Below are 23191 nucleotides of genomic sequence, written 5' to 3'. Positions count from 1 at the left end.
GAACAGGATGGGGGAAAAGTGTAGCTGTTGTTTTGATGCTTTTTCCGTTTCCGCTTTCGTTTCCAAGCAAAAAACCTGCTCTGGCTTAATTGCCGGAGCAGGTTTTTCTACAGGCTGAAAGGGCCTCCCGCGGGAGGCCCTTTTTCAAAAGGAGTATACCACAGAAGCGCCCCCGGCGCAATCCCGCGCTTCTGTTCTGGAGAAAGATATGGTATACTGGAAACATCACAACAAAGGAGGCTTTCCCCGTGACCCCATATTCCGCCCATCAGCTTTCCCCTTTCCTCCACCCCCACGGCCGCACCTGGTTCGACCCCTCCATAGGGGCCCTGTGGTTCAACTGGACCTGTTCCGGGTTTACCATCACCTTTACCGGCAAAACCCTTCGCGCCAAAATCCTCGCCATCGGGGACGGGAAGGAGTCCGACGGCCCGGTGGCCTATCCCTGCCTGGGAGTGGCTGACGAGAACGGAGAGCTCTCCCAGCGCTTTCGCTGCACCGGCGGCCCCCTGTGGTACACCCTCTTCTCGGGGGAGGAGGGAACCCACACCCTGCGGCTGACAAAGCTTTCGGAGAACCAATTCGGAAGGACCGCCCTGCTGTGCCTGGAGGCCGGCGGGCAGCTTCTTCCCGCCAAGGCCCCCAAAAGGCGGCTCTCCATGGAGTTTATCGGCGATTCCATCACCTGCGGCTTCGGCAACGAGGCGCCCCACCGGGACTCCCTCTTTGACACAGGGGAGGAAAATGGCTGGGACACCTGGGCGGCCAGGGCGGCCAGAGAGCTAAACGCCGAGTTCAGCATGGTCAGCGTATCGGGAATTTCCGTGGCAAAGCCCAAATACCCCAAGGACTCCTTCCCTTCCATGGAGGAAGTATACCCCTATACAGACCTGCTGGGCGCGCAGAGGTTGGAGCGGGAGCCGGAGCTTTGGCAGTTTTCCAGCCATCCCAAGGACGCGGTGGTGATCAACCTGGGCACCAACGATGTGAACCCTGTCCGCTTTTACAGCGACCTTGGCGCCGCCGGCGAAGAGGAGCTCTGGTTTTCCCAGCGGTACCGCGCCTTTTTGGAGCAGGTGCGGCGCTTAAACGGGCCGCGGGCGCAAATCTTCTGCACCCTGGGCCCTCTGGAATACTACCTCTATGACAACATCAAGACCGTGGTGGAGGAATACAAGCGGGACACCGGCGACCAGCGGGTGAAGTGCTTTAAGCTGATCGGCGTGAACCTGGAAACCGAGGGCTGGGGCGCCATTTCCCACCCCTCTATGAAAACCCACCTGCGCCTTGGAAGGGAACTGGCGGCCAGGCTGCGCCCCCTGCTGGGAGAGGGCTGTGGCGCCTAATTGACAAAATAAAGACGGAAAGACCCGGGGGATTTACAAGATTTTTTGTTGAAACAAGTGCAAAATCATGTTAAAATGAGTATAAATTACTTTGGGAGGCAGATAGTTATGTCCATTGACGTGTTGCAAGCAATTGCCCAGGCCCAGGCCAGCTGGCAGCCGCCCCAGGTGCCCGAGGACATCCCCCAGGGGGACATGCCCGGCGACAAGGTCTGGATCGGCCCTCAATCCATTGAAAAGGCCAACGTGGCGTTCCGGGCCGCGCTGCCCATGCTGCAAGAAGCCCTAAAGGCAAATCCCGCCCACAAAGCCGTAATCGCCGTCACTGGCGGCAGCGGCGTGATGAAAACCTGTGTCTCCGCCCTGTTCACCTATTACCTCAAGGAGCTGGGCATCGGCGCCTACACCCTGTCCGGGGACAACTATCCTTGGCGCATCCCCGTGCAGAACGACGCGGAGCGCATGCGCATTTTCCGCATGGGCGGCGTGGAAGGGATGCTGGCCCAGGGGGTGTACAATCCAGAAAACGCTGCCATCCTGAAGGAGCTGCAGCTGGCGGACCTGGACTCCGAGCCCAAAAAGCGGGAGGAATACCCCTGGCTGGCCGCCTATCAGTCCGCCGGGCGAGAGGCCCTGAGCGGCTATCTGGGCACCGAGCTGGAGCAAAACTACGCCAAGCTGGAAAGCGTGCTTGCCCAGTTTAAGGCCGGGCAGGAAAAGATCTGGCTGCGCCGCTTGGGCAACGAGGACACGGACCTGTGGTACGATGAGAAGGACTTCTCCCAGATCTCCGTGCTGGTGTTGGAGTGGACCCACGGCATCTCTGGAAAGTTCGCGGGCGTGGACGTGCCCATTCTGCTCTCCAGCACCCCGGCCGAGACCCGGGAGTACCGCTTGGCCCGGGGCCGCAACGCCAATGCGGATACCGCCTTTATCACCATGGTCATCGAGCTGGAGCAGGCCAAGCTGGAGGCCCGGGCCCAGTCTGCCAAAATCATCGTCTCCAAATCCTGCGAGCTGCTGACCTACGACCAATACAAGCAGCAGATGGCTGCTGGGAGGTGACTGCTGTGAAGATCAATCTGGGACCCATGCTCAACGCCTATCCTGACAGCCTGGGGGGCACCCTTTCCGACGCGGTGGCCTTTCTCCAGGAAAAAGAGGTGAAGGGGGCCTTCTCCTCCTTCTATATCCTGCCCAGCCTGTTCAACACCGACTTAGACCGGGGCTTCTCCGTCATCGACTACGGCATCAACGGGGTCATCGCCAAAGAGGAGGACCTGGAAGCGCTCCAGTCCATGGGCATCGACCTGAAGCTGGACTTCATCCTGAACCACCTGTCCGTCCAATCCCCTCAGTTCCAGGACCTGGTGGAAAAGGGAGACGCCTCTGCCTATAAGGATTTCTTCATCGACTGGAACAAGTTCTGGGAAGGCTGCGGCGACTTGGACGAAAACGGCGTCCTGGTCCCCCGGCAGGAGTACATCAAGGACATGTTCTTCCGCAAGCCCGGCCTGCCCGTGCTGGTGGTGGAGTTCGCCGACGGCACCAAGCGCCCCTATTGGAACACCTTCTACCAGCAGGTGGACGTGGACGAGAACGGCAAGAAACACTATCTGGGCCAGATGGACCTGAACATCAAGTCCCCCCAGGTGCTGGATTTCTACCAGCAGACTTTGGCCGCCCTGGCAGGCTATGGCGCCAAGATCGTCCGGCTGGACGCCTTCGCCTACGCGCCCAAGGAAGTAGGGGCCAAGAACTTCCTCAACGACCCCGGCACCTGGGACTTCCTGCAGCAGATCACCGGCATGGCCCAGCCCTACGGCGTGGCCCTGCTGCCGGAGATCCACGCCAGCTATGAGGAGGGCACCTACAAGATCATCGCCCAGAAGGGGTACATGGTCTATGACTTCTTCCTGCCGGGCCTGGTGTTGGACGCTTTCGAGCAGAAGTCCGGCGAAAAGCTGGCCGCCTGGGCCAATGAGATCCTGCAAAGCGGCATGAAGACCGTGAACATGCTGGGCTGCCATGACGGCATCCCCGTGCTGGACCTGAAGGGCCTGCTGCCAGAAGAGCGCATCCAGAGTTTGATCGACACCCTGGTGAAGCGGGGCGGCTTTGTAAAGGACCTGCACGGCGCCAAGAACGTGTACTACCAGGTGAACGCCACCTATTACAGCGCCCTGGGCGAGGATGACCGGAGGATGCTGCTGGCCCGGGCCCTGCAGCTGTTCATGCCCGGCAAGCCCCAGGTGTGGTATTTGGACCTGTTCGCCGGGAAGAACGACTACGCCGCTATGGAGCGGGCCGGGGCCGGCGGCCACAAGGAGATCAACCGCACCAACCTCTCCAAGGAGGCCATGGCCGCCGCCCTGGAGAAGCCGGTGGTCCAGCGCCAGCTGGAGCTGCTGAAACTGCGGGCGGACTGCCCCGTGTTCCAGGAGGGCGCCGCCATCACGGTGAAGGCAGAGGGTTCCACCCTGACCATGGCCTGGGAAAAGGGCGGGCAGATCGCCGCTCTCAAGGCCGATCTGGCGGACGCTTCCTTCACTCTCACGGTGGTGGATGAGGCCACTGGCAAAGAAGTGTACAGCATGAAACAGTAACTTCTCTTTCGAATACAGAAGGGGCCTTCCCGCGGGAGGGCCCCTTTTGGCTGCACCGGAAAGGCGGCGCAGCGGCCTTTCTTTTCCAGAAGGGCGCCCTTTCCATTGCGCCTGCCCTCCGGCTGTGGTATGATTGCCTCAGAACCAAGGGCCCCACAGAAACCATCCGCAAATGACAGGAGGATTTCTCTATGAAACACAAGGTACGCGTCACCGTCTTGAAGAAAAACCTGTACCCCGAACTGCAGCAGGCCCACTGCGCCGATCCCCATGCGGGGCCATGCCCCCGCTATCACGAAGGGGATGTTTTCGAGTTTTACCGCGACGGCAGCCGGGACGATTTCTGGCACATGGGCGTGAACACCCTGGTCCGCACCAAAGGGGACCCAAACACTGTGGCAGGCGGCCCCCAGCTGCCGTTCTGCTCAGAGGCCTGGGACGCCATCGCCCGGTACATTTACACGGGCTTGCAGGGCGGCTCCATCATGCAGGGGTGGATGAAGGAGGAAAACACCATGATCGCCTGCTGCTCTGACGGGACCCGGCCGGTGGTCTTCCAGATTGAGCGCATCGACTATGAGGATTGAAGCCGCCGCTTGGGAGGAACTGCCATGTCTAACGAAAAGGTCTTTCAGATGAACCTGCAGAAAGTCTACCCCCTGCTGGTGGCCAAGGCGGAGAAAAAGGGCCGCACCCGGGCAGAGGTGGACCAAGTCATCTGCTGGCTGACGGGTTACAGCCAGGAACAGCTGGCCGCCCTGCTGGAAAGCGGCATCCCCTATGGGGACTTCTTCCGCCAGGCCCCCTCCCCCCATCCCAATCGGGAAAAGGTCACCGGGTCCGTGTGCGGGGTGCGCGTGGAGTCCATCGCCGATCCCCTCATGCGGGAAATCCGCATTTTGGACAAGCTGGTGGACGAGCTGGCCAAGGGCAAGCCCATGGAGAAGGTACTGCGGAAATAGGCCCCGCTTCCCGCCGGAGGGCAAAGGTAAAAATTCTGAGAAAAGCCCTTCCCGTTTTTTCAGGAGTGTGATAGAATAGGCGGGATATCAGAAAAAGCGGGGAGATCGTCTATGAATTTGAAAGCAAAAGCGAGCAGGCTGCGGCAGCACCCGCTCATTCAGGTGCTGGCCCGCAACAAGGGAAATCCGCGGACATTGGTGCTCATCGAGCCCCTGTGGGGGATCCCCTACAACCTCATCTCGCCCTTCGCCACGCTGTATATGTACACGCAGGGCGTCACAGACGTGCAGATCGGCCTCATCCTCTCCATCACCATGGTCATCCAGGTGTTTTTCTCCTTTTTCGCCGGAATTCTGGCGGACAAGCTGGGGCGGAAATTCACCACCATGATGGGGGATTTCTTTGGCTGGTCGCTGGCCTGCCTGGTGTGGTGTGTTTCCAACAATTTCTGGCTGTTCCTGGCCGCGGCCATTCTCAACTGCTTCGAGCAGATCAACCAGACGGCGTGGTACTGCCTGCTGATTGAAGACGCCCAGCCCAAGGATTTGGTGGGCATTTACACCTGGGTCAACATTGGCGGGCTGGTGGCCATCTTTTTCGCCCCTCTTTCCGGCCTGTTCGTAAGCTCCTATTCAGTGGTGCCGGTGGTGCGGGTGCTGTACCTTCTCTTTGCGCTGACCATGGCCACCAAAACCTTTATCACCTTTAAGTTCTGCCGGGAAACCAAGCAGGGGCAGATCCGCCGCTCTGAGACGAAGGGCACGTCCGTGTTCCACATGCTGGGAGAATACCGGCACCTGATCCCCCGCCTGCTGCGGGACAGGGCAGTGCTCAAGGCGGTGGCCATCTCGGTCATCCTGTACATCACCAATATGGTGAGCACCAACTTTTTCAGCCTGTATGTGACCCAGCGCCTGGGGCTTTCGGAAAACTTTCTGGCCCTGTTCCCCATTTTGAACGCGGCGGTTATGCTGGTCTTTATGGTGGGCATTCAGCACCGCCTGAGCGCCACAAAATTCCGCGCGCCGCTGTGGCTGGGCCTGGCGCTGTACGCGGTGGCCGCCCTGGCCCTCATCTTCTCCCCTGCCGACAGCCTGGGCTTTGTGCTGCTGTATGTGTTCGCCGCGGCTGTGGCCGCCGCCCTGGTAAATCCCCGCAAGGACGCGCTGCTTCAGCTCAACATCAACCCCCAGGAGCGGGCCCGCTTGAACGCCCTAATTATGGCCTCTACCATCGCCCTCTCCTCCCCCTTTGGGTACCTGGCCGGGTGGCTCTCCAGCATAGACCGCCGCCTGCCCTTTGTCTTTACCCTCCTTCTGTTTGTAACGGCAATGCTGATCGTAAGCCGCATCCAAGAGCCCCAAGTGCGGGAAGAAAACGCCTGAGCGCACAGTCTGCCTGTTTTGGCGCGGCTCGATCTCTCAAGCCCGCGAAAGGAAATCCCCATGACGTATGAAACCATCATCCCCGGCAAATTCCTGGCCCGTCCCAACCGGTTTATCGCCCATGTAGAGACCGCGGCGGGCCTGCAGGTGTGCCATGTGAAAAACACCGGCCGCTGCCGGGAGCTGCTTGTCCCCGGCGCCACGGTCTATCTGGAGGAAAGCGCCAACCCCAGCCGCAAGACAAAATATGACCTTGTAGCAGTGGAAAAGGGCCGGCTTCTCATCAATATGGACAGCCAAGCCCCCAACCGGGTGGCAGAGGAGTACCTGCCCCAACTGTTCCCGGGCCTCACCTCCTACCGGCGGGAACGCGCCTGGGGCAGCTCCCGGTTCGACTTCTTTATCGAAGCCGCGGGGGAACGGTGGTTCATGGAGGTGAAGGGCGTCACCCTGGAGGAGGATGGGGTGGCCCTCTTCCCGGACGCCCCCACCCAGCGGGGGGTCAAACACCTGTGGGAGCTGGTCCGCTGCCAAGAGGAGGGCTTCCGGGCCTGCGTGCTGTTCGTCATCCAGATGGAGGGCATCCGCTATTTCACCCCCAACCGCCGCACCCATCCAGAGTTCGCCCAAGCTCTGGAAGAGGCCGCCGCCCAAGGCGTGCGGGTAGAGGCAGTGGACTGCCATGTGACCCCCTCCTCCCTTACACCGGGAGCCCCGGTGGCCCTCCGCCTAAATGGGTAAAACAAACAGCCGCTGTGGAAGCATCACAGCGGCTGTTTCCTTTCACATTCCTACCAGGCAAGACAGCTGGGCTCATCCACCGTTTGCGGAATGTGGTCCTTCTGGGGACGGAGGGTTTCCGGCTGCACAGCCCAGGGCACGGCAGCCCCGGCGCTCTGGTTTAGCAGCCCGCCTGGGGGCGGGTCCTGCCCCGGCCCGCCCATGCCGCTGCGCGCCAGCGGAAACAGCGCGCCGGCCCCTCACGCTTAGTTCCCAACCAGGAAGTCCAGCACGTTCCAGCCGTCGGAACTCTGGGCTTTATAGAGCTCGGTATAGCCGCAGTTGGTACAGCTCACCGTGATGAACTTCTTGTTCTGCACGTCGAAGAGCTTGGCAAAATTGCCGCCCGTGGCTTGAAACTGGTCGCTTTCATACTGCGTGCATCCGCACTTAGGGCACACATACTGCATCTTTTCCATGGAATATCCCATCCTTTCCCACATATCATACTGGAAATCCCTTTCAGAAAGAAGGGATTTTTTCTTACAGGAATCTTAAGGCTCCCAGCCCTTCTCCGTCAAAATACCCAGCACCGGGAATCATTTTTTATAAATTTACATGAACGGAAGAAAACAGGAATCGCCATATTATTATTTTCAAAAAAAATACAGGGAGTTTTTATTGACTTTTCCATTCTTTTCTCCTATGATAGACATAAAGAGACGGGACCGTGACCGCAGGCATCTTTTGAATATGGGAGGCGTATAATGAAACAAGCATATTTCAGGCTTACAAAAAGTGAAAGCGAGATTATGGATCTGATGTGGAAGGAGGGGCGTCCCCTTTCCCGTTCGGAAATTATCGACCTTACGCCGGACCGCAGCTGGAAACCAGCTTCTATTCACATCCTTCTCAACTCCATGCTGGATAAGGGCGCCATCGAGGTGGCCGGCTTTATCCAGAGCACCAAGAACTATGCCCGCACTTTTACCCCTACTCTGACTGCCGATGAATATGCCATCCTGCAGCTAAAGCACAGCTCCACATTCAGCGAACAGTCCGCCTTCCGCCTGATCTCCGCTCTCGTGGAAGACATTGATGACCAGAAGCTGTTGGACCAGCTGGCCCAGCTTTTGGATCAGCGGAAACAGCAGTTGGGCTGACGTCTCTCCCAAACGAAAACCCCCAGCAGGCACACGCCCGCCGGGGGTTTTCATTTTCTTTCTATTCTTAGATGGACAGGATGGCGGAAACCCGGTACATCTTCTCATCAAAGGTGCGGGGCATATCCAGGGCCTCGGTGATATCAAAGTCCACAATCTGCTCGCCCTTCATGGCGACCACGCGGTTGCCCAGGCCGTTTTGCAGCAGCTCCACAGCGTGATATCCCATCCGGCTGGCCACCACACGGTCCCGCAGGGTGGGGGCGCCGCCCCGCTGCACATGGCCCAAAATAGTTGCCCGGCTCTCAATGCCGGTTTCCTTCTGAATGCGCTCGGCCAGCTCCTGGGTGTGGCCCACGCCCTCTGCCACCACAATGATGTAATGGCGCTTGCCCGTGGACTGGGCCAGGCGGATCCGGTCCAGAACGTCCTTCTGGAAATCGTAGGGGATCTCCGGCACCAGGGTGGTCAGCGCGCCCACGGCCACGCCGGTGTTCAGGGCGATGTCGCCGCAGCGGCGGCCCATAACCTCCACCACGCTGCACCGGTCGTGGGACTCGGTGGTATCGCGAATCCGGTCGATCATCTCCATAGCCGTGTTCAGGGCCGTGTCATATCCAATGGTGTAATCCGTGCAGGCAATGTCGTTGTCAATGGTGCCGGGCACGCCGATGCAGGGAATGCCCGCGCCGGTCAGGTCCCGGGCTCCGCGGAAAGAGCCGTCGCCGCCAATCACCACCACGCCGTCAATGCCCTTTTCGCGGCACATGTTGGCGGCCTTCTGCACGCCTTCGGGGGTGTTGAACTCGGGGCTGCGGGCGGTGAACAGGGCCGTGCCGCCATGCTGCATGATGTCGGACACGCTGCGCATGTTCATTTCCTTCAAATCCCCATTGAGCAGGCCATTGTAGCCGCGCATCACGCCATAGACCTTCATGCCAAAGCTCAGGCCAGAACGCACCACTGCGCGCACCGCGGCGTTCATGCCGGGGGCATCGCCGCCGCTGGTCAATACTGCAATCGTTTTCGCACCCATTGTCGATTCCTCCAAGTATTTGAAATCGGGCTCATTGCCCATACTTCTGACGTTATCGTTATTATTATACCAAAGGCAGGGAATTTATCAAGTGGCTCCGCCAAAATTTTACATAGAAAGGCCGCTTTTCTCACGGCTTGGGGCCGTAATAGGCCACATTCTCCGCGCCCAGCAGCTCTTTCAGGGCCCGCAGCAGCGGACGGTTGATCTCCACCCGGAATTTGGCCGGAGCCCGCAGCAGCTTGCCCGTGTCCTGAAAGGTCAGGTACAAGTCTGTGGCGCCCCCGTCAAACACGGCAATATACCGCATGGCCTTGTCATAGCGTGGGTCCCGCTGGGAAGACAGCCGCAGATAAAGGCCCGGCCGCACCGGCTTGCCTGCCGGCGCCTTCACAGAGACCGGGTCCGCGGGCTTGCCCAGGCTTTGGCACACCAGCTCGGGGGCCTTGTCCTCGGTGAAACTGAGCTTCCCCTGCACCTCCACCACAGCCCCCTCGTACAGCAGGCTGCCATATTGCTCCAGCACCTTGGGGAACACCAGGGCCGTTATAGCCCCGTACATGTCCTCCAGAGAGACAAAGGCCATCTGGGCGTTGTTTTTGGTGGCTTTTTTCCGCACGCCCACCACCATGCCCAGCAGGGTGACCCACTGCCCGTCCTGATAACGGCCGGTCTCCCGCTCTCCCGCGCTTTGCAGGATCTCGTCCATCCGGGCGTAGCCCCCCTCCTGATAGAGCCCCGCGTAAGCCGCCATGGGGTGGCCGGACAAGTACATGCCCGTGACCTCCTTCTCCATGTTCAGCTTGTCCGCGGCGGAAAAATCCTCTGTTTTTTCCAGCAGGGGTTCCCCGCCCTGCGCGGAGCCCGGAGCGTCAAAAAAGCCCATCTGCCCCTCTACGTTCCGGCGCTTGTCCGCCTCTAAGGAGTCCAGCACACGCTCCACGGCAAGGAGCATCTCCCGGCGGTTGTTGCCCAGGCCGTCCAGGGCGCCGCATTTGACCAGGCTCTCTATGGCCCGGCGGTTCAGGTCCCGCCCCGCCATGCGCTTGCAGAAGTTGTAAAAGGAGGTGAACTCCCCCGCGGCCCGGCGCTCCGCCACCATGCGGGCAATGACGTTCCGGCCCAGGTTCTTCACCGCCAGCAGGCCAAAGCGGATGCTCTTGCCCACCACCGTAAAGCCCGTGTCGCTGTAATTGACGTGGGGCGGCAGCACCGAGATGCCCAGGCGGCCGCACTCTTCAATGTACTCCGCCACCTTGCCGGTCTGGCCCAGCACGCTGGAAAGCAGCGCCGCCATATATTCGCAGGGGTAATGGCATTTCAGATAGGCCGTCTGATAGGCCACCACCGCGTAGCCCGCGGCGTGGGGCTTGTTGAAGGCGTAAGAGGCAAAGCTCTCAATCTCTTTAAACAGCTCCAGGGCGGTCTGCCGGTCCACGCCCCGGCGCAGGCAGCCGTCCACCTCCCAGGTGCCGTCCTCCCGCTGCTGGCCGTGTAGGAACACCTCCCGCTCCCGCTCCAACACATCGTGCTTTTTCTTAGCCATGGCCCGCCGGACAATGTCCGCCCTGCCCAGGGAGTAGCCCGCCAGGTCCCGGAAAATCTGCATCACCTGCTCCTGGTAGATGATGCAGCCGCCGGTGGGCTCTAAAATGGGCCGCAGCAAGGGATGGCGGTAGTGGACGGACTCCGGGTTTTTCCGGCTCTCCAAATACTGGGGAATAAACTGCATGGGGCCGGGACGGTACAGGGAGATAATGGCAATCAAGTCCTCCACGCAGGCGGGCTGGGCCTGGACCAGCAGCCGCTTCATCCCCGGGGACTCCAGCTGGAACACCCCCTCCGAATGGCCCTCTGAAAGCATGTGGAACACCGCCCCGTCGTCCTCTGGGGCGGCTTCTATGGAAAAGCCCGCTTCCCGGCGGCGCACCAGCTTCTCCGCATGGTCGATGACAGAGAGGTTCCGCAGGCCCAGAAAGTCCATCTTCAGCAGGCCCAGCTCCTCAATGGCGGTCATGGTGTACTGGGTGACCACCGCGTCGTCATTTTTAGAGAGGGGCACATAGTCCATCACCGGCTTGTCGGTGATGACCACCCCCGCCGCGTGGGTAGAGGCGTGGCGGGGCATGCCCTCCACCTTGCGGGCCATGTCCCAAAGCTCCTTCACCTGGGGGTCGGCCTCCACCTTCTCCCGCAGCTCTTTGGACTGCTTCATGGCTGTGTCCAACGTCATCCCCAAAGACAGGGGCACCAGCTTGGCCACCTGGTCCACCTTGTTGTAGGGGATGTTCAGCGCCCTGCCCACGTCCCGCAGGGCGCCCCGGGCGGCCATAGTGCCAAAGGTGACAATCTGGGCCACATGGTCCGCGCCGTACTTGTCCACCACATAGCCGATGATCTCGTCCCGGCGCTCGTCGCTGAAGTCGATGTCAAAGTCGGGCATGCTCACCCGCTCGGGGTTCAAAAAGCGCTCGAACAGCAGGTCATAGCGCATGGGGTCCACATTGGTGATGCCCACGCAGTAGGCCGCCAGGCTCCCCGCCCCAGAGCCGCGCCCCGGGCCCACAGGGATGCCCACGCTTCTGGCATAGCGGATAAAGTCCCAGACGATGAGGTAGTAGTTCACATACCCCATCTGGGAGATCACGCGGATCTCATACTCCAGCCGGTCCCGGTACTCCTGGGGAGGGTCCTCCCCATACCGGCGGATCAGGCCCTCCTGGCACAGGCGGCGGAAAAATTCCAGGTTATCGCTGCCGTCCGGGGTGAAGAAGGCGGGCAGCTTGGTCTTGCCAAACTCCAGCTCCACCTGGCAGCGCTGGGCGATCTTCACCGTGTTGTCGGCGGCCTCGGGCACATCGGGGAAGAGGGCGCGCATCTCCTCCTCGCTCTTGAAGTAGAACTCCTCGCTGCCGAACTCCATGGCGTTTTCGTCCTCTATGGTGCGCCCCGTCTGGATGCACAGCAGCACGCGGTGCATCCGGCTGTCCTCGGGGGCGATGTAGTGGCAGTCGTTGGTCGCCACCAGGGGGATGCCCGTCTCCCGGGAAAGGCGGATGAGCTGGGGGTTGATGCGCTTTTGCTCGGCCATGCCGTGGTCCTGAAGCTCCAGGTAAAAATTGCCCCGGCCAAAGATCCCCTCATACCGCAGGGCGGCCTCCCGGGCCCCCTCATAGTCCCCCCGGGTCAGGGCCCGGGGGATCTCCCCCGCCAGGCAGGCGGAAAGGGCGATAAGCCCCTCGTGGTGCTCCCGCAGCAGGTCCAGGTCCACCCGGGGCTTGCTGTAAAAGCCCTCCACCCAGGCCTTGGAGACCAGGGCCAGCAGGTTGTGGTAGCCGGTCTCGTTCTCGCAGAGCAGCACCAGGTGGCGGTTCTCCCCGTCCAGCTCGTGGACCTTGTCAAACCGGGTGCGCCGGGCCACATACACCTCGCAGCCCAAAATGGGCTGGATGCCCCGCTTTTTTGCCGCCTTATAAAATTCGACCACGCCGTACATACAGCCGTGGTCGGTGATGGCCACCGCCGTTTGGCCCATTTCCTTGGCGGCGTCCAAAAGCCTCTCCATGCGGCAGGCGCCGTCGAGCAGGCTGTATTCCGTGTGTACATGCAGGTGGGCAAAGGCCATAGGCCGCTCCTTTCTCCCTCAGTCCGAGCTCTCTATAGAGGCCAGGTAGTCCTCCGTCACTTCCATCCAGAAATAGTACTCCATGCCGATGTTCTCCTGAGAGGTGCCCCAATAGCACTCCTCGCAAACCAGATAGGTGCCCGGCTCCTGGGGGCACTGAAAGGTGCTTGAGGTCTCTGTGTAGACCCGCCCCTCCCCGTCGTAGATGGTGAAGGAGAATCCCCCGTTCTCCGAGCGGCCCTCGAACAGGATGGAGGTGCTGTGGCCGAACACGATGGTGGGGGCGCTGTCCCCCACCTCGCTGGGGACCAGGCGCCGCCCCTCGGTCCGCTGGCCCTTGGAGGTGGTGTAGATCTGGTTCTCCAGGGGGGCGGTCTCCACGCCGCCGCTTTGCAGCGTGACGGTGCCCACCTCCGGCGGGCCGCTTCCAATGCGCCCCACCAGCAGGTACATGGTCAGCAGAATCAATCCCACCATCAGCACGGCTCCGCCGTAGACCGCCAGCTTCATGCGCCAGCCGCCCTCCACTTTCATGCCATCCACCCGCTTGCGCAGCGAGTCCTTCAACGCCAATCCAGTTCCCCCTTTCGCAGTTTGTTTCTCACAGCAGGCTGTCGATGCCCCGCTCTTCCAAAATCCGTTCTCCCAGCTGCAAAATGCGCTGGAGTCGGTGGTTCACGCCGCTGCGGGTGAGGCCCAGCCGGGCCCCCAGCTCCCGCAGGGTCATGTCCGGGTGGTCCAGCCGCAGCTGGGCCAGCTCCTGCAGCTCCTCAGGCAGGCTCTGCAGCCCCCGGGTGTCGCTGATGGCGGCGATGGCCGCCACCTGCCGGGCCGAGGCGGAGTAGGTCTTGTCCATATTGGCGGTCTCAAAATTGGTCTTGCGGTTGATATCGTTCTTGACTTCTTTATACATTTTCACCTGCATCAGCTCCATGGCGGCAGCCGGCGCCCCCAGGTAGGTGAGCAGGTCCTCGATGGGGCCGCTCCCCTTCAAGTAGACCACATATCCCCCTTTTCGCCCCGCCACAGAGGGGGAAAGGGGAAAGGCCTCCACTTCGCAGAGCAGGGTGTACAGGTCGTTTGCCAGGTTTTTATAGGGCACGGCAAACTCCAGGTGGTACTCCTTGCGGGGGTCCGTAGCGGTGCCGCAGGTGAGGAACGCCCCCCGCAGAAACGCCGCCGCGCAGCAGCTGTTTTCCAGGTTGGCCCGGTTTAGGCGCAGGCTGGTCTCCTGCCCTGTGTGGCCGAACTCCTCCAGCAGGGCCAGGCGGGAACCCCCGTCCGGCAGGCTGACCCGGTAGGCGGGCTTCCGCCGCCGGCTGACCCCAAACGTCAGCTCCCCAGAGATCCCGGCTCCCGCGGCGGCCAGCTCCAAAAGCCGGCGGGCCACGGCGCCGTTCTCCGTGACGAAGGCGGCCTCCTTCAGCGTAAAGCACCGGGAGAACAGCCATGCCCCATAGCACTCTGCCCGCAGGCAGCACTCCCGCTTGAACTCCACCTTGCACAGCTCGGTCTTGATGTCGGATGAAAAGGACACGGCGCCCCCTCCTTTCCAGAATGATCGATCCGGTCAGTCCACCCTCCCCATCAGCTCCAAAAGCCAGCGGGGCGGGTTGGAAACTCTGGGAATCAACTCCCCGTTGCGGTACTCCGCCACCTCTACAAAGCCGTTGTCGTTGTCGAAAAAACGGGCCTCATCGCAATAAGGGAGAACCCGCAGCACGTCCGTAAAGCGGCTTTGAAAGCGGCGCTCCACGTCCTCCTTGGGGATGTCGTGGCCGCCCTTGGCCACCCGGTTGGCAATGCGCCCCAGGCTTTCCTCCATCGTGTCCAGGCCGATGTAATACAGGCGGATGGTGTACCCCCGTTCCTTGGCCCGGCGGATGGTGCGTTCCGTCCTCGCGCCGGACAGGGTGGTTTCCTGGGTGAAGCTGATGCCCTTCTCCAAGCACTCATCAATTTTGCGGACAGCGGCTTTCCCGCCCTCCACAGGGCTGCCCAACTGGGCCGCCAGCTTGTCCACGTCGATAAGCAGCCCCAGGTCGGAGCGCTCGGCCTTCAAGGCTCCGGTCAGGCTGGACTTGCCGCAGCCGTTCACCCCGCCGATGATGGTGTACAGTTTCATATCTCTCTTCCTTCTGCCACAGCGCTCTCTTTAGAACTTCTGCATATCCCGGTGGGTCACGCTGGCCTTCACGCCCTGTTCTGTCAGGTGGTCGCACATGTACTGGGCCAGGGCCACGGACCGGTGATGCCCGCCGGTGCAGCCCACGGCGATGACCAGCTGGCTCTTGCCCTCCTTGGAGTACAGGGGCAGTAAGTAGTCGATCAAGTCCGTGAAGCGGCTGACAAAGCCCTGTGTCTCCTCCTTCTCCATAACGTAGTCCCGCACAGGGGCGTCCAAGCCCGTCAGGGGCCGCAGTGTCTCGTCGTAGAAGGGGTTGGGCAAGCAGCGCACGTCAAAGACCAGGTCCGCCTCCATCGGGATGCCGAACTTGAAGCCAAAGCTGATGCAGTGCACAGACAGGGAGTCCTGGGCGCTGGAGAGGAACAGCTCGCTGATGCGGGCCTTCAGCTGGGCCGGGGACACCAGGGAGGTGTCGATGACGTAGTCGGAGCACTCTTTCACCGGCTTGAGCATCTCCCGCTCCAGCTTAACGGCCTGCTCCAGGGCGCCGCCCATCTCGTCGGCCAGGGGGTGCTTGCGGCGGGTCTCCTGGAAGCGGTTGACCAGCACGCTGTCCGAGGAGTCCAAAAACAGGATCTTATAGGGTTTTTTGTCCCGCTTCAAAGACTCCAGCGCCGTGAAGAAGGACTTGAACAGCTCCCCACCCCGGGTGTCCGTCACCACGGCCGCCCGGTTGCGCACCCCTTCGGACTGGATGCACATGTCGTAGAACACGGGGATCAGCGCCGGCGGCAGATTGTCCACGCAGAAAAAGCCGATGTCCTCCATAGCGTGCATGGCCCGGGTCTTCCCCGCGCCGGAAAGGCCAGTTACAATGACAAATTCCATATCGGTTCCCCCTTTACTGTTCCCCGGTCACCCGGACCTCTGTCTCCAGCCGGATGCCCCGCTTTTCATACACCTCTTCCTGGATCTGCCGGATGAGGGCCAGCACGTCGGCGCAGGTGGCCCCGCCGGTGTTGACGATGAACCCGGCGTGCTTCTCGCTGACCTGGGCGCCCCCCACCCGGCGGCCCTTCAGGCCGCACTCCTCGATGAGGGCGGCGGCAAAGGCCCCCTGGGGCCGCTTGAACACGCTGCCCGCGCTGGGCATGTCATAGGGCTGCTTCTCCTTGCGCCGGGCCATCAGCTCCTCCATCTTGGCGGCGATCTGGGCCGGGTCCCCCGGCTGTAGGCGGTACTCCACAAAGGTGATGATCTCCCGCCCGCCGGTGTAGCGGCTGCGCCGGTAGGAGAACTGGAGCTCTTCTCCCCGGGCGCTGCCCTCTTCCCCCTGGGGGGTCAGGTGGCAGACACGCTCCACCACGTCCTTCATCTCGCCGCCGTAGGCGCCCGCGTCCATATAGGCCGCCCCGCCTGCAGAGCCGGGGATGCCCCAGGCGAACTCCAGGCCGGAAAGGCCCCTCTCCCGGGCGAAGGCGCACACAGAAGCCAAAGAGGCCCCCGCTCCTGCCCGGAGGAGGCCCTCTTCCCGCTGCTCCACCTTTTTGAAGTCCCCAGAGAGCAGCAGCACCGCCCCCCGAAAGCCCCTATCCCCCACCAGCAGGTTGGAGCCCTTCCCCAGCAGCAGGAAGGGGAGGCCCTCCTGCCCAAGGGCTTTCACCAGCCCCTTGAGCTGGGGCAGGGTCTCCACCGTAATGAACCGGTCCGCCGGGCCGCCAATCTGAAAGGTGGTGTGGCGGCTCATGGGCTCCCCCGCAACGCAGGGACAGCCCAGCTCCCCAGCCGCCCGGTCCAGAAATGCATAGCAAAGCTCCATAGGCTTCTCCTCTCACTTCCTCCGCTCAAAGATGTGGGTGTAGCGGGAAAGGTAATCGTTCAAACGCTCCGCGGAGGCGTTCAAGATCAGCTCTTCGGGGAAGTCAATCTCCGAAAGCATCTCCAGGGCGTGGCCGAAGTCCCCCACATAGGCCTCAAAGTGGGCGTCCGAGCTGACCACAATGGGCACCCCGTGTTTTTTGCAGCAGAGGGCGATCTTCTTGCAGTTTTCGATGTTCTGCCTGCGGGCGTCAAAGCTGTGGTTGTTGATCTCCACCAGCTTGTGGTTCTCCCCGAACAAGGGGATGACCTTCTCATAATCGTAGGCGTAGAGGGGGTCGCCGCTGTGGGCGATGATGTTCACCCGGGGGTTCTTGGCGATTTGGCTCCACAGGTGGGTGCACTTCTCCACGTCCGGGTTTTCCAGGCCCGGCAGGCCCAGCCGGTGGATGGAGGCCACCACCCAGTCCAGCTGGCCGGCGTAGCTCTCCCCCAGGTCGGTATTTCCTTCAAAGTCCAGAATGTTGGTCTCCGCCCCCACAATGGTCAGCACCCCTTTATAGTGCAGGGGCAGCTCGTGCAGGCTGGAAAAATACCAGTCCACCGGAGAGCCTGGCATGACGCCGGTGTGGTCCGTAACGGCCAAAGCGTACAAGCCCTTGTCCCGGGCGGCGCCCACCATCTCCGAGAAGGTGCTGTGGGCGTGGCCGGAAAACAGGGTGTGGGTGTGCAGGTCGGCTATGATAGTATATGCGTGTTTCATCAAATATCCAGATCCTTTTTGATAGCCTCGCCCTGAAGCTCGCTGACATCCACTCCCAAGCTGGAGAGCAGCTCCTGGGCGGCGTTGTAGCCCATTTTCTTCTGCCGGTTGTTCATGGCGGCCACCTCGATGATGACGGCCAGGTTCCGCCCGGGCTTGACGGGAATGGTCATCACCGGCACCCGGATGCCCAGGATTTCGGTGTACTCGCTGTCGATGCCCATGCGGTCATAGAGCTTGGTGGCGTCCCAAATCTCCAGGTTGATGCACATGTCGATCTTCTCCGACATCTTGATGGCGCCCATGCCGAAAATGCGCCGGGCGTTGATGATGCCCACGCCCCGCAGCTCGATAAAGTGACGGATATTTTCCGGGGCCCGGCCCACCAGGGACTTGCTGGACACCCGGCGGATCTCCACGGCGTCATCTGCGATAAGCCGGTGCCCGCGCTTAATCAGCTCAATGGCGGTCTCGCTCTTGCCCACGCCGCTGTCCCCCACCAGCAGGATGCCCTCGCCGTAGACCTCGATCAGCACGCCGTGGCGGGTGATGCGGGGGGCCAGCTCCACGTTCAGCAGGGAGACCAGGTCCGCCACCACGTTAGAGGTGGAATCCTTAGAGGAGAGCAGGGGAATGTCATACTTTTCCGCCGCGGCCAGCATCCTCTCGCTGGGGGTGATATCCCGGGCCACAATCACTGTGGCCGGCCGCAGGGCGAAGAAATGCTCAATCGCCGTCGCCTTCTTCTCCTCCCCCAAGCTTTGCAGCATGGCCATTTCCGAACGGCCCAGCACGGTAATGCGGTGGGGGTCGAAGTAGTCACAGAACCCGTAAAGCTCCAATCCGGGGCGGATCACATCCCGAGAGCGGATGAGAATTTCCTCCGCGTTTTGGGGCAGGTGTATGGCCCGCAGGCCCAGCTCCTTGATAATCTTTGCCAGGGGGATGGTATACTCTTCCGTCATGCGCATGCATCCTCTCTTTCAAAGCTCTGAGGACCTGGCTGCCACCAAGTCCAAAAGCCAAAATTCTCTACATTCTTTTCTATTATAAACGATTCCCCTGGAAAAATAAAGAGCGGCTTTTTCCCCGGGGGATTTCCCCCCGCAAAAAATTTTTAAAAAACCGAAAAATACCTCTTGCTTTTTTCGATGGGCTGTATTATAATAATTAAGCTGAAGAGCGAAAGCGGCAGCACACCATATCGCGGGGTGGAGCAGTTCGGTAGCTCGTCGGGCTCATAACCCGAAGGTCGTAGGTTCAAATCCTGCCCCCGCAACCAAAGACCCCAGGTTTTGTTACCTGGGGTTTTCTTTCGTTTTTTGTTGGACATCGCCAATATCTACCATCTCCATTTCGGCAGTTGCTGTGCAACCAGCACTGTTTTTTCGCCAAAACGGACAGCAAAGAACCACCCCAGAGCTTCTCGGCTCCGGGGTGGTTTTTCGTCCTGACCCATATCTGACCCATACCGCTTCCCCCTTGGTTTGGGTCAAACTCTGGAGCGGATACCACCCCATACCAGCCCCTGGAATCTTTCTCACGGCACCCTCTGCCCCAGAACCCCATCCATTTTCTTGGCCGCCTCCCGCTGGGCAGTGGTGGTAACGTGAGCATAGGTGTCTAAGGTGAAACCAGCGCTGAAGTGGCCCAGAATGGAAGAGACGGTTTTCACGTCCACTCCGTTTTGCAGGGCCAAGGTAGCGAAGGTGTGGCGCAGGTCGTGGAACCGCACATAAGGCAGCCCTGCCCGCTTCAGCACCCGGCGGAGCATATTCCGCACGCTGTCCGGCGAGATAGGCCCGCCATTGGGAGAGGGAAATGCATACTCGCTGTGGGTTTTCTCTTGCTGGCTTTGCAGTACGGCCAGGGCCTGCTCCCCCAGGGGGATCACCCGGTAGGCGTTCTTGGTTTTCAGCGGGGCCTCCACCACTTGCCCGTTGATTCGCGAAATCTGACGCCGCACGGTGAGGGTGCCCTGGCCAAAATCCACGTCCGTCCATTTCAGTCCCAGCAGTTCACCCCGGCGCAGGCCTGTGGCCAGCTCCAGGTAGTACATCTCGAACACGCCGGTACGCTTGGCTTCCTGCAAAAAAGCGCTGAGTTGGTCAGCCGTGAGGGTTTTCATCTCGTTCCGTTCCACTCTTGGCAGGGCACATCCCTCCGCTGGGTTGTGGGCGATGAGCTTTTGGTGAATGGCCAGCTGCAAGGCCGAGGAAATGATTTGATGGATGTTCCGCACGGTCTTGGGGCCAAGGCCCTTGGGCTTCTTCTCTGACTCCTTCCGCTCCACCCGCCCGCCGGTGAGCAAGTCCCGGTAGAACTTCTGCAAGTCCAGGGTGGTCAACTTGGTGAGGGGGATGTTCCCAATGGCTGGATCAATGTGGTTTTTGATGATTCCCCTGTACGTTGCGTGGGAGCTGGGCCGCACCTTGATAGTGGCGTAGTTCTCATACCACACCCGCATCCACTGGCCCAGGGTATACTGCCCGGCCTTGGCCACGTCTAGGCCCTTGGTTTCCTCAATAGCCCTGCGGAGCTTCTCCACCACTTCTGCCTGGGTTTTGCCCAGAACGTTCCGGTAGATGGCTTTCCCTTCCGGGGTGTGGCCTGCTGTGTAACGGCCCTCCCAGCGACCATCTTTCCGCTTGCGAATGCTCCCCTCACCGTTGGCTCGTTTCTTTGCCATGCTGGTGGCCTCCTTTCGGTTTTCTTCAACCACCAACACTACTCTAGAGGACTGCCCAATGTCCACCCCCATGTTGCGAACTGGGCGGAGAAAAATTGCCCCGCCTTTTGGTGGATTTACACCTGTCTGGGGCGGGGAGATTTTTACGGGTCTATTCTTTGTTTATGCGGCGCAATTTTTGCACACAGACAATAGTCCCATAAGATTTCGAATTTCTCACGCATCTCTCTCCTTGTATAGGGCGAAAACTTTTGATAAAATCATGTATATACCAATCACCGATATGAGGTATTAGATCATGGAAAATATATTCATTAACGCTTGCGATTTTGATCAAGCAGTATACTACACTGCATTGTTTCCTGACTTTAATCTATCTGATCCAAACCACACTTTAACGCTATATCACTACACCAATCAAGAAACATACGAACACTATATCTATCATCCCGAAAAACGCCAGTTGGAACTTCGTTTGACAAACATTACATTGTTTCTCGATGATAAAGAAGGATATCATATTTTTCCTCTATTGTATAAACTCTTTGCGGAATGCCAGAATGATGGTACAATTGATTCAGCATTTCACAAGCAACTAGCCCAAGAGTTAAAGATTTGTGAAAACCGCTTCCGTCAATTAGGCCGGTGGTATGTGCTCTCTTTTTCCAGAGAAAGTAACTGCCAATACTTAAAAGAGAACTACGCCTGCAAAAAAGGGAACCCCGGTGTTATTTTAGGATTACAGACTCATTGTCTGGTAGATACAGCTAGTCAAAATTCAGGTTTTTTCCCTGATTGTGCAGAAAAGCGCGCTTTCAAAGATGACTTCCCTATAGCTTTCCTTCGCGATGTCTTGTACGATGAATGTTTGATCAAAGATTTTATCCACAATGCTATTGGCTGCATCTATACTTTTCGCAACCAAATTGGTACATCGCATTTTTCTCTCCAACATTTTGTGCAAACCCTTGTTGATGCTTACCGGTTATACTTTAAAGATTCCCATTTTGATAAAGAAAAAGAAACCCGGCTGATTGTAGATGGAAATACCGTTCAAAACTACCCAGATGTTTATTCGTTTTCCTCTTACTACACGCCTCAACCCGCACAGAATGAACAAAAAAGCTACCTGCACCTATATCTGAATGATTGTTCCCTATATCACGTTGAGCACGTGGCATCACAGATATGCTCTTGCGACTAGACCTAACACTTTACCGTCAGTTATCCGTTCTCCGAAAGACTTTGCCGTTTGTTATGAGTTGTTTTTGTGGCATAGTTGGTGGTTCCTCCCTTCAGATTGTTTTTTCAACCACCACTGGATAGCTAGGGCCTATGTCCATCCCCATGTTCCGAACTGGGGCGGAGAAAAATTGCCCCGCCTTTTGGTGGATTTACACCTGCCTGGGGCGGGGAAATTTCTTCAGGCCTATTCTTTGTTTAGCAGCGCAATTTTTGAGGTGGGATGCGATAATGATGGGCAGAGGGAAAAACTCACATGGACATCCCAAAACTGTAGCCCTCATCCTCTTCAAAGTCTTGGATATTTTCCAGCCGCTGGCCGTGGGCCAGCTTTTTGAGGGCCTCACGTTGCCGCTGTTTGCTTTCCGTCCAGACGGGTATGGGCGGCGGGTCCGGCACGTCCATGGCTTGCGTCATGTAGCGGGTCAGGGCTTCTGCATTGTAGGTCACGCCGTAAAGCCAGCCACAGGAGGGTTCCTCCCTGCCGGGTTCGAAGTTCGTCAGCTGGCGGTAGAGGAACAGGTATTCCAGGTTGTCCTTCAAAAATGTTTCGTCATGCAAGCTGGTATCCCGGCAGCGATAGCCCTCCGGCGTGATGAAGGTGATGTGTTTGCGGTTGGTTGACCACTTCACCTGGTAGCCCTCCCTCTCCAGCCATTCGATGAAGCTCTCCTTATCTTCCGCCTCCCGCAAGGCTTGGTTGAGCACGAACACCAGCTCCAGTTTCCAACTGTCACCCCGAAGCCCCGCCTGATATTCTCCAGGCTCCATGCGCTTCTTCCGACTATGCTTCTGGGATTTTGGGAGCACGCTCAGGTGGTACTTCATGCAGATTTGGTCGTTTACATCCCGGTGGTGCTGCAAGTCTGCTGTGTTTTGGTGGAGCTTCCTACCGTCCACACAGCTCACGGAATTCACGATCAGGTGGTTATGCAAGTGGCCGGTGTCGATATGTGTTGCCACTAAAACTTCGAAGTCGGGGAACTCTTTTTCTGCCAGCTCCACCCCTATGGCGTTGGCCATCTGTGGGGACAGGCGATCCCCCTCTGCAAAGGATTGGACAAAGTGGTAAAATTGACGGCCCTCCGTTTTGTGAAAGCGTTTCTTCGTGGTGAGGAATTCGATGTAGGACGATTGGGGAACGCAGTTATGACCCGCCACTAACGAGATGCCACGCCACAAGGTTTTCTCATCTTTGGCGACATAGCCCATAGCTCCCGCCATCGCGCCGCGGGTCTGCTTCACATTACGGATCGCAATGAATGTTGCCACAGTCACTCCCCCTCCCAGTAGATTTCTTCGATGAGTCCGTAGAGATTTGTGTAAGCCTCGGTGAAATTCTCAGCGTCCACCAGTGTGATGCGGTCCATGTTGGCCAGTTTTGTCAGCTGGTTGAGGTTGCGGCCCTGGGCTTTCAGCTCGGATAAAACGGGGGCCAGCTCATCGGTCTGTCGGACATTTTTACCCAAGGCGCACTTCACGATGTAGTCGGTGACGGTCATGTTTGCCTGCTGCGCTTTGCGTTCAATGGCAGCTTTTTCGGCTGGGGTCAGCCTGGCGGTAAGGATAGCGGTTTTCTTTTTCATACGATTCTCCTTTCTGTCCTTTTTTCTGCATAACGTCCTTGACCTTTCTCCCCCTTTAGGGGGCCAGGGGGTGCCGGGCTGCGCCCGGCGAGTGCGGCCGGCGTATAGCCGGACGCTATGC

General features: G+C 59.3%; 22 protein-coding genes and 1 tRNA gene. 10 read left to right on the top strand and 13 right to left on the bottom strand.

What is annotated here, in order from left to right; genetic code table 11:
- Positions 1 to 248: 248 nt before the first annotated feature.
- The 7 genes from ODJ80_RS12180 (at position 249) to sfsA (ending at position 7041) form a co-directional block, all read left to right on the top strand.
- Positions 249 to 1346 carry an SGNH/GDSL hydrolase family protein gene (locus ODJ80_RS12180; protein WP_263042311.1) on the top strand — a complete coding sequence of 366 codons (1098 nt, stop codon included), beginning with the start codon at positions 249 to 251 and terminating at the stop codon, positions 1344 to 1346.
- A gap of 108 nt (positions 1347 to 1454) precedes the next feature.
- On the top strand, positions 1455 to 2411 hold the full coding sequence (locus ODJ80_RS12175; RefSeq protein WP_178864774.1) for an adenylylsulfate kinase: 957 nt from the start codon (positions 1455 to 1457) through the stop codon (positions 2409 to 2411).
- 5 nt (positions 2412 to 2416) lie between these two features.
- A complete protein-coding gene (gene gtfA / locus ODJ80_RS12170) occupies positions 2417 to 3952 on the top strand; it encodes a sucrose phosphorylase (RefSeq protein WP_442863923.1) in 1536 nt (511 codons plus the stop codon).
- Between the two features lie 191 nt (positions 3953 to 4143).
- Positions 4144 to 4539 carry a TIGR04076 family protein gene (locus ODJ80_RS12165; protein WP_263042310.1) on the top strand — a complete coding sequence of 132 codons (396 nt, stop codon included), beginning with the start codon at positions 4144 to 4146 and terminating at the stop codon, positions 4537 to 4539.
- 24 nt (positions 4540 to 4563) lie between these two features.
- Positions 4564 to 4914, top strand: coding sequence for a DUF2200 domain-containing protein (locus tag ODJ80_RS12160; RefSeq protein WP_263042309.1), 351 nt, complete (start codon positions 4564 to 4566; stop codon positions 4912 to 4914).
- Positions 4915 to 5025: 111 nt separating this feature from the next.
- Entirely contained in the window at positions 5026 to 6300 is a 1275-nt protein-coding gene (locus tag ODJ80_RS12155) for an MFS transporter (RefSeq protein ID WP_263042308.1), read from the top strand.
- A 60-nt stretch (positions 6301 to 6360) separates the two neighbouring features.
- On the top strand, positions 6361 to 7041 hold the full coding sequence (gene sfsA, locus ODJ80_RS12150; protein ID WP_263042307.1) for a DNA/RNA nuclease SfsA: 681 nt from the start codon (positions 6361 to 6363) through the stop codon (positions 7039 to 7041).
- A gap of 245 nt (positions 7042 to 7286) precedes the next feature.
- On the opposite strand, the gene ODJ80_RS12145 is transcribed toward sfsA, so the two are convergent.
- A complete protein-coding gene (locus ODJ80_RS12145) occupies positions 7287 to 7499 on the bottom strand; it encodes a zinc ribbon domain-containing protein (protein ID WP_178864769.1) in 213 nt (70 codons plus the stop codon).
- Between the two features lie 288 nt (positions 7500 to 7787).
- Here ODJ80_RS12145 and ODJ80_RS12140 point away from each other — a divergent pair, with 288 nt between their 5' ends.
- The gene (locus ODJ80_RS12140) at positions 7788 to 8183 is read left to right on the top strand and encodes a BlaI/MecI/CopY family transcriptional regulator (protein ID WP_178864768.1); all 396 of its coding nucleotides are present in this window, start codon (positions 7788 to 7790) and stop codon (positions 8181 to 8183) included.
- A 67-nt stretch (positions 8184 to 8250) separates the two neighbouring features.
- Here ODJ80_RS12140 and pfkA read toward each other — a convergent pair whose 3' ends face one another.
- The 9 genes from pfkA to hprK all read right to left on the bottom strand — a co-directional run bounded on the left by pfkA (position 8251) and on the right by hprK (position 18518).
- Entirely contained in the window at positions 8251 to 9219 is a 969-nt protein-coding gene (pfkA, locus tag ODJ80_RS12135) for a 6-phosphofructokinase (RefSeq protein ID WP_178864767.1), read from the bottom strand.
- 130 nt (positions 9220 to 9349) lie between these two features.
- Positions 9350 to 12844, bottom strand: a complete 3495-nt coding sequence (locus tag ODJ80_RS12130; RefSeq protein WP_263042306.1) for a DNA polymerase III subunit alpha — start codon at positions 12842 to 12844, stop codon at positions 9350 to 9352.
- Positions 12845 to 12862: 18 nt separating this feature from the next.
- Positions 12863 to 13417 (bottom strand): hypothetical protein, encoded by a 555-nt coding sequence (locus tag ODJ80_RS12125; protein WP_178864765.1) that lies wholly within the window; start codon positions 13415 to 13417, stop codon positions 12863 to 12865.
- Positions 13418 to 13445: 28 nt separating this feature from the next.
- Entirely contained in the window at positions 13446 to 14381 is a 936-nt protein-coding gene (gene whiA, locus ODJ80_RS12120) for a DNA-binding protein WhiA (protein ID WP_263042305.1), read from the bottom strand.
- 33 nt (positions 14382 to 14414) lie between these two features.
- Positions 14415 to 14969, bottom strand: coding sequence for a zeta toxin family protein (locus ODJ80_RS12115; RefSeq protein WP_263042304.1), 555 nt, complete (start codon positions 14967 to 14969; stop codon positions 14415 to 14417).
- A gap of 30 nt (positions 14970 to 14999) precedes the next feature.
- Positions 15000 to 15860 (bottom strand): RNase adapter RapZ, encoded by an 861-nt coding sequence (gene rapZ / locus ODJ80_RS12110; RefSeq protein WP_263042303.1) that lies wholly within the window; start codon positions 15858 to 15860, stop codon positions 15000 to 15002.
- Between the two features lie 13 nt (positions 15861 to 15873).
- Positions 15874 to 16791 (bottom strand): UDP-N-acetylmuramate dehydrogenase, encoded by a 918-nt coding sequence (gene murB, locus ODJ80_RS12105; RefSeq protein WP_263042302.1) that lies wholly within the window; start codon positions 16789 to 16791, stop codon positions 15874 to 15876.
- A gap of 12 nt (positions 16792 to 16803) precedes the next feature.
- Complete coding sequence (locus ODJ80_RS12100) at positions 16804 to 17553, bottom strand: phosphatase (protein WP_178864760.1); 750 nt, start codon at positions 17551 to 17553, stop codon at positions 16804 to 16806.
- Positions 17553 to 18518 (bottom strand): HPr(Ser) kinase/phosphatase, encoded by a 966-nt coding sequence (hprK, locus tag ODJ80_RS12095; RefSeq protein ID WP_263042301.1) that lies wholly within the window; start codon positions 18516 to 18518, stop codon positions 17553 to 17555. Before hprK ends, ODJ80_RS12100 begins: the two co-directional genes overlap by 1 nt.
- 240 nt (positions 18519 to 18758) lie before the next feature.
- On the opposite strand from hprK, the gene ODJ80_RS12090 reads away from it, so the two are divergent.
- A tRNA-Met gene (locus tag ODJ80_RS12090) sits at positions 18759 to 18835 on the top strand.
- A gap of 258 nt (positions 18836 to 19093) precedes the next feature.
- On the opposite strand, the gene ODJ80_RS12085 is transcribed toward ODJ80_RS12090, so the two are convergent.
- A complete protein-coding gene (locus ODJ80_RS12085; protein WP_263042300.1) occupies positions 19094 to 20242 on the bottom strand; it encodes a tyrosine-type recombinase/integrase in 1149 nt (382 codons plus the stop codon).
- Between the two features lie 298 nt (positions 20243 to 20540).
- Between ODJ80_RS12085 and ODJ80_RS12080 the strand changes: the two genes are divergently transcribed.
- On the top strand, positions 20541 to 21446 hold the full coding sequence (locus tag ODJ80_RS12080; RefSeq protein WP_263042299.1) for a hypothetical protein: 906 nt from the start codon (positions 20541 to 20543) through the stop codon (positions 21444 to 21446).
- Between the two features lie 290 nt (positions 21447 to 21736).
- Here ODJ80_RS12080 and ODJ80_RS12075 read toward each other — a convergent pair whose 3' ends face one another.
- The gene (locus ODJ80_RS12075) at positions 21737 to 22756 is read right to left on the bottom strand and encodes a relaxase/mobilization nuclease domain-containing protein (RefSeq protein WP_263042298.1); all 1020 of its coding nucleotides are present in this window, start codon (positions 22754 to 22756) and stop codon (positions 21737 to 21739) included.
- Positions 22757 to 22758: 2 nt separating this feature from the next.
- Positions 22759 to 23070: a plasmid mobilization protein gene (locus tag ODJ80_RS12070; protein WP_263042297.1), complete on the bottom strand. Its 312-nt coding sequence runs from the start codon at positions 23068 to 23070 to the stop codon at positions 22759 to 22761.
- Positions 23071 to 23191 lie beyond the last annotated feature (121 nt).

The sequence above is a fragment of the Acutalibacter sp. LFL-21 genome, from assembly GCF_025630755.1.
GTDB classification, from domain to species: Bacteria; Bacillota; Clostridia; order Oscillospirales; family Acutalibacteraceae; genus Acutalibacter; species Acutalibacter stercoravium.
This window is presented reverse-complemented; position numbering and strand designations above follow the sequence as displayed.

What these genes read in the sequence shown, in the direction of transcription:
- ODJ80_RS12160 (WP_263042309.1), top strand. Translation starts at nt 4,564, where the DNA reads ATGTCTAACGAAAAGGTCTTTCAGATGAACCTGCAGAAAGTCTACCCC.
- pfkA (WP_178864767.1), bottom strand. Translation starts at nt 9,219, where the DNA reads ATGGGTGCGAAAACGATTGCAGTATTGACCAGCGGCGGCGATGCCCCC.
- ODJ80_RS12155 (WP_263042308.1), top strand. Translation starts at nt 5,026, where the DNA reads ATGAATTTGAAAGCAAAAGCGAGCAGGCTGCGGCAGCACCCGCTCATT.
- ODJ80_RS12100 (WP_178864760.1), bottom strand. Translation starts at nt 17,553, where the DNA reads ATGAAACACGCATATACTATCATAGCCGACCTGCACACCCACACCCTG.
- ODJ80_RS12070 (WP_263042297.1), bottom strand. Translation starts at nt 23,070, where the DNA reads ATGAAAAAGAAAACCGCTATCCTTACCGCCAGGCTGACCCCAGCCGAA.
- ODJ80_RS12165 (WP_263042310.1), top strand. Translation starts at nt 4,144, where the DNA reads ATGAAACACAAGGTACGCGTCACCGTCTTGAAGAAAAACCTGTACCCC.
- ODJ80_RS12080 (WP_263042299.1), top strand. Translation starts at nt 20,541, where the DNA reads ATGGAAAATATATTCATTAACGCTTGCGATTTTGATCAAGCAGTATAC.
- ODJ80_RS12085 (WP_263042300.1), bottom strand. Translation starts at nt 20,242, where the DNA reads ATGGCAAAGAAACGAGCCAACGGTGAGGGGAGCATTCGCAAGCGGAAA.
- ODJ80_RS12145 (WP_178864769.1), bottom strand. Translation starts at nt 7,499, where the DNA reads ATGGAAAAGATGCAGTATGTGTGCCCTAAGTGCGGATGCACGCAGTAT.
- rapZ (WP_263042303.1), bottom strand. Translation starts at nt 15,860, where the DNA reads ATGGAATTTGTCATTGTAACTGGCCTTTCCGGCGCGGGGAAGACCCGG.
- sfsA (WP_263042307.1), top strand. Translation starts at nt 6,361, where the DNA reads ATGACGTATGAAACCATCATCCCCGGCAAATTCCTGGCCCGTCCCAAC.
- murB (WP_263042302.1), bottom strand. Translation starts at nt 16,791, where the DNA reads ATGGAGCTTTGCTATGCATTTCTGGACCGGGCGGCTGGGGAGCTGGGC.
- ODJ80_RS12115 (WP_263042304.1), bottom strand. Translation starts at nt 14,969, where the DNA reads ATGAAACTGTACACCATCATCGGCGGGGTGAACGGCTGCGGCAAGTCC.
- hprK (WP_263042301.1), bottom strand. Translation starts at nt 18,518, where the DNA reads ATGACGGAAGAGTATACCATCCCCCTGGCAAAGATTATCAAGGAGCTG.
- ODJ80_RS12130 (WP_263042306.1), bottom strand. Translation starts at nt 12,844, where the DNA reads ATGGCCTTTGCCCACCTGCATGTACACACGGAATACAGCCTGCTCGAC.
- ODJ80_RS12140 (WP_178864768.1), top strand. Translation starts at nt 7,788, where the DNA reads ATGAAACAAGCATATTTCAGGCTTACAAAAAGTGAAAGCGAGATTATG.
- ODJ80_RS12175 (WP_178864774.1), top strand. Translation starts at nt 1,455, where the DNA reads ATGTCCATTGACGTGTTGCAAGCAATTGCCCAGGCCCAGGCCAGCTGG.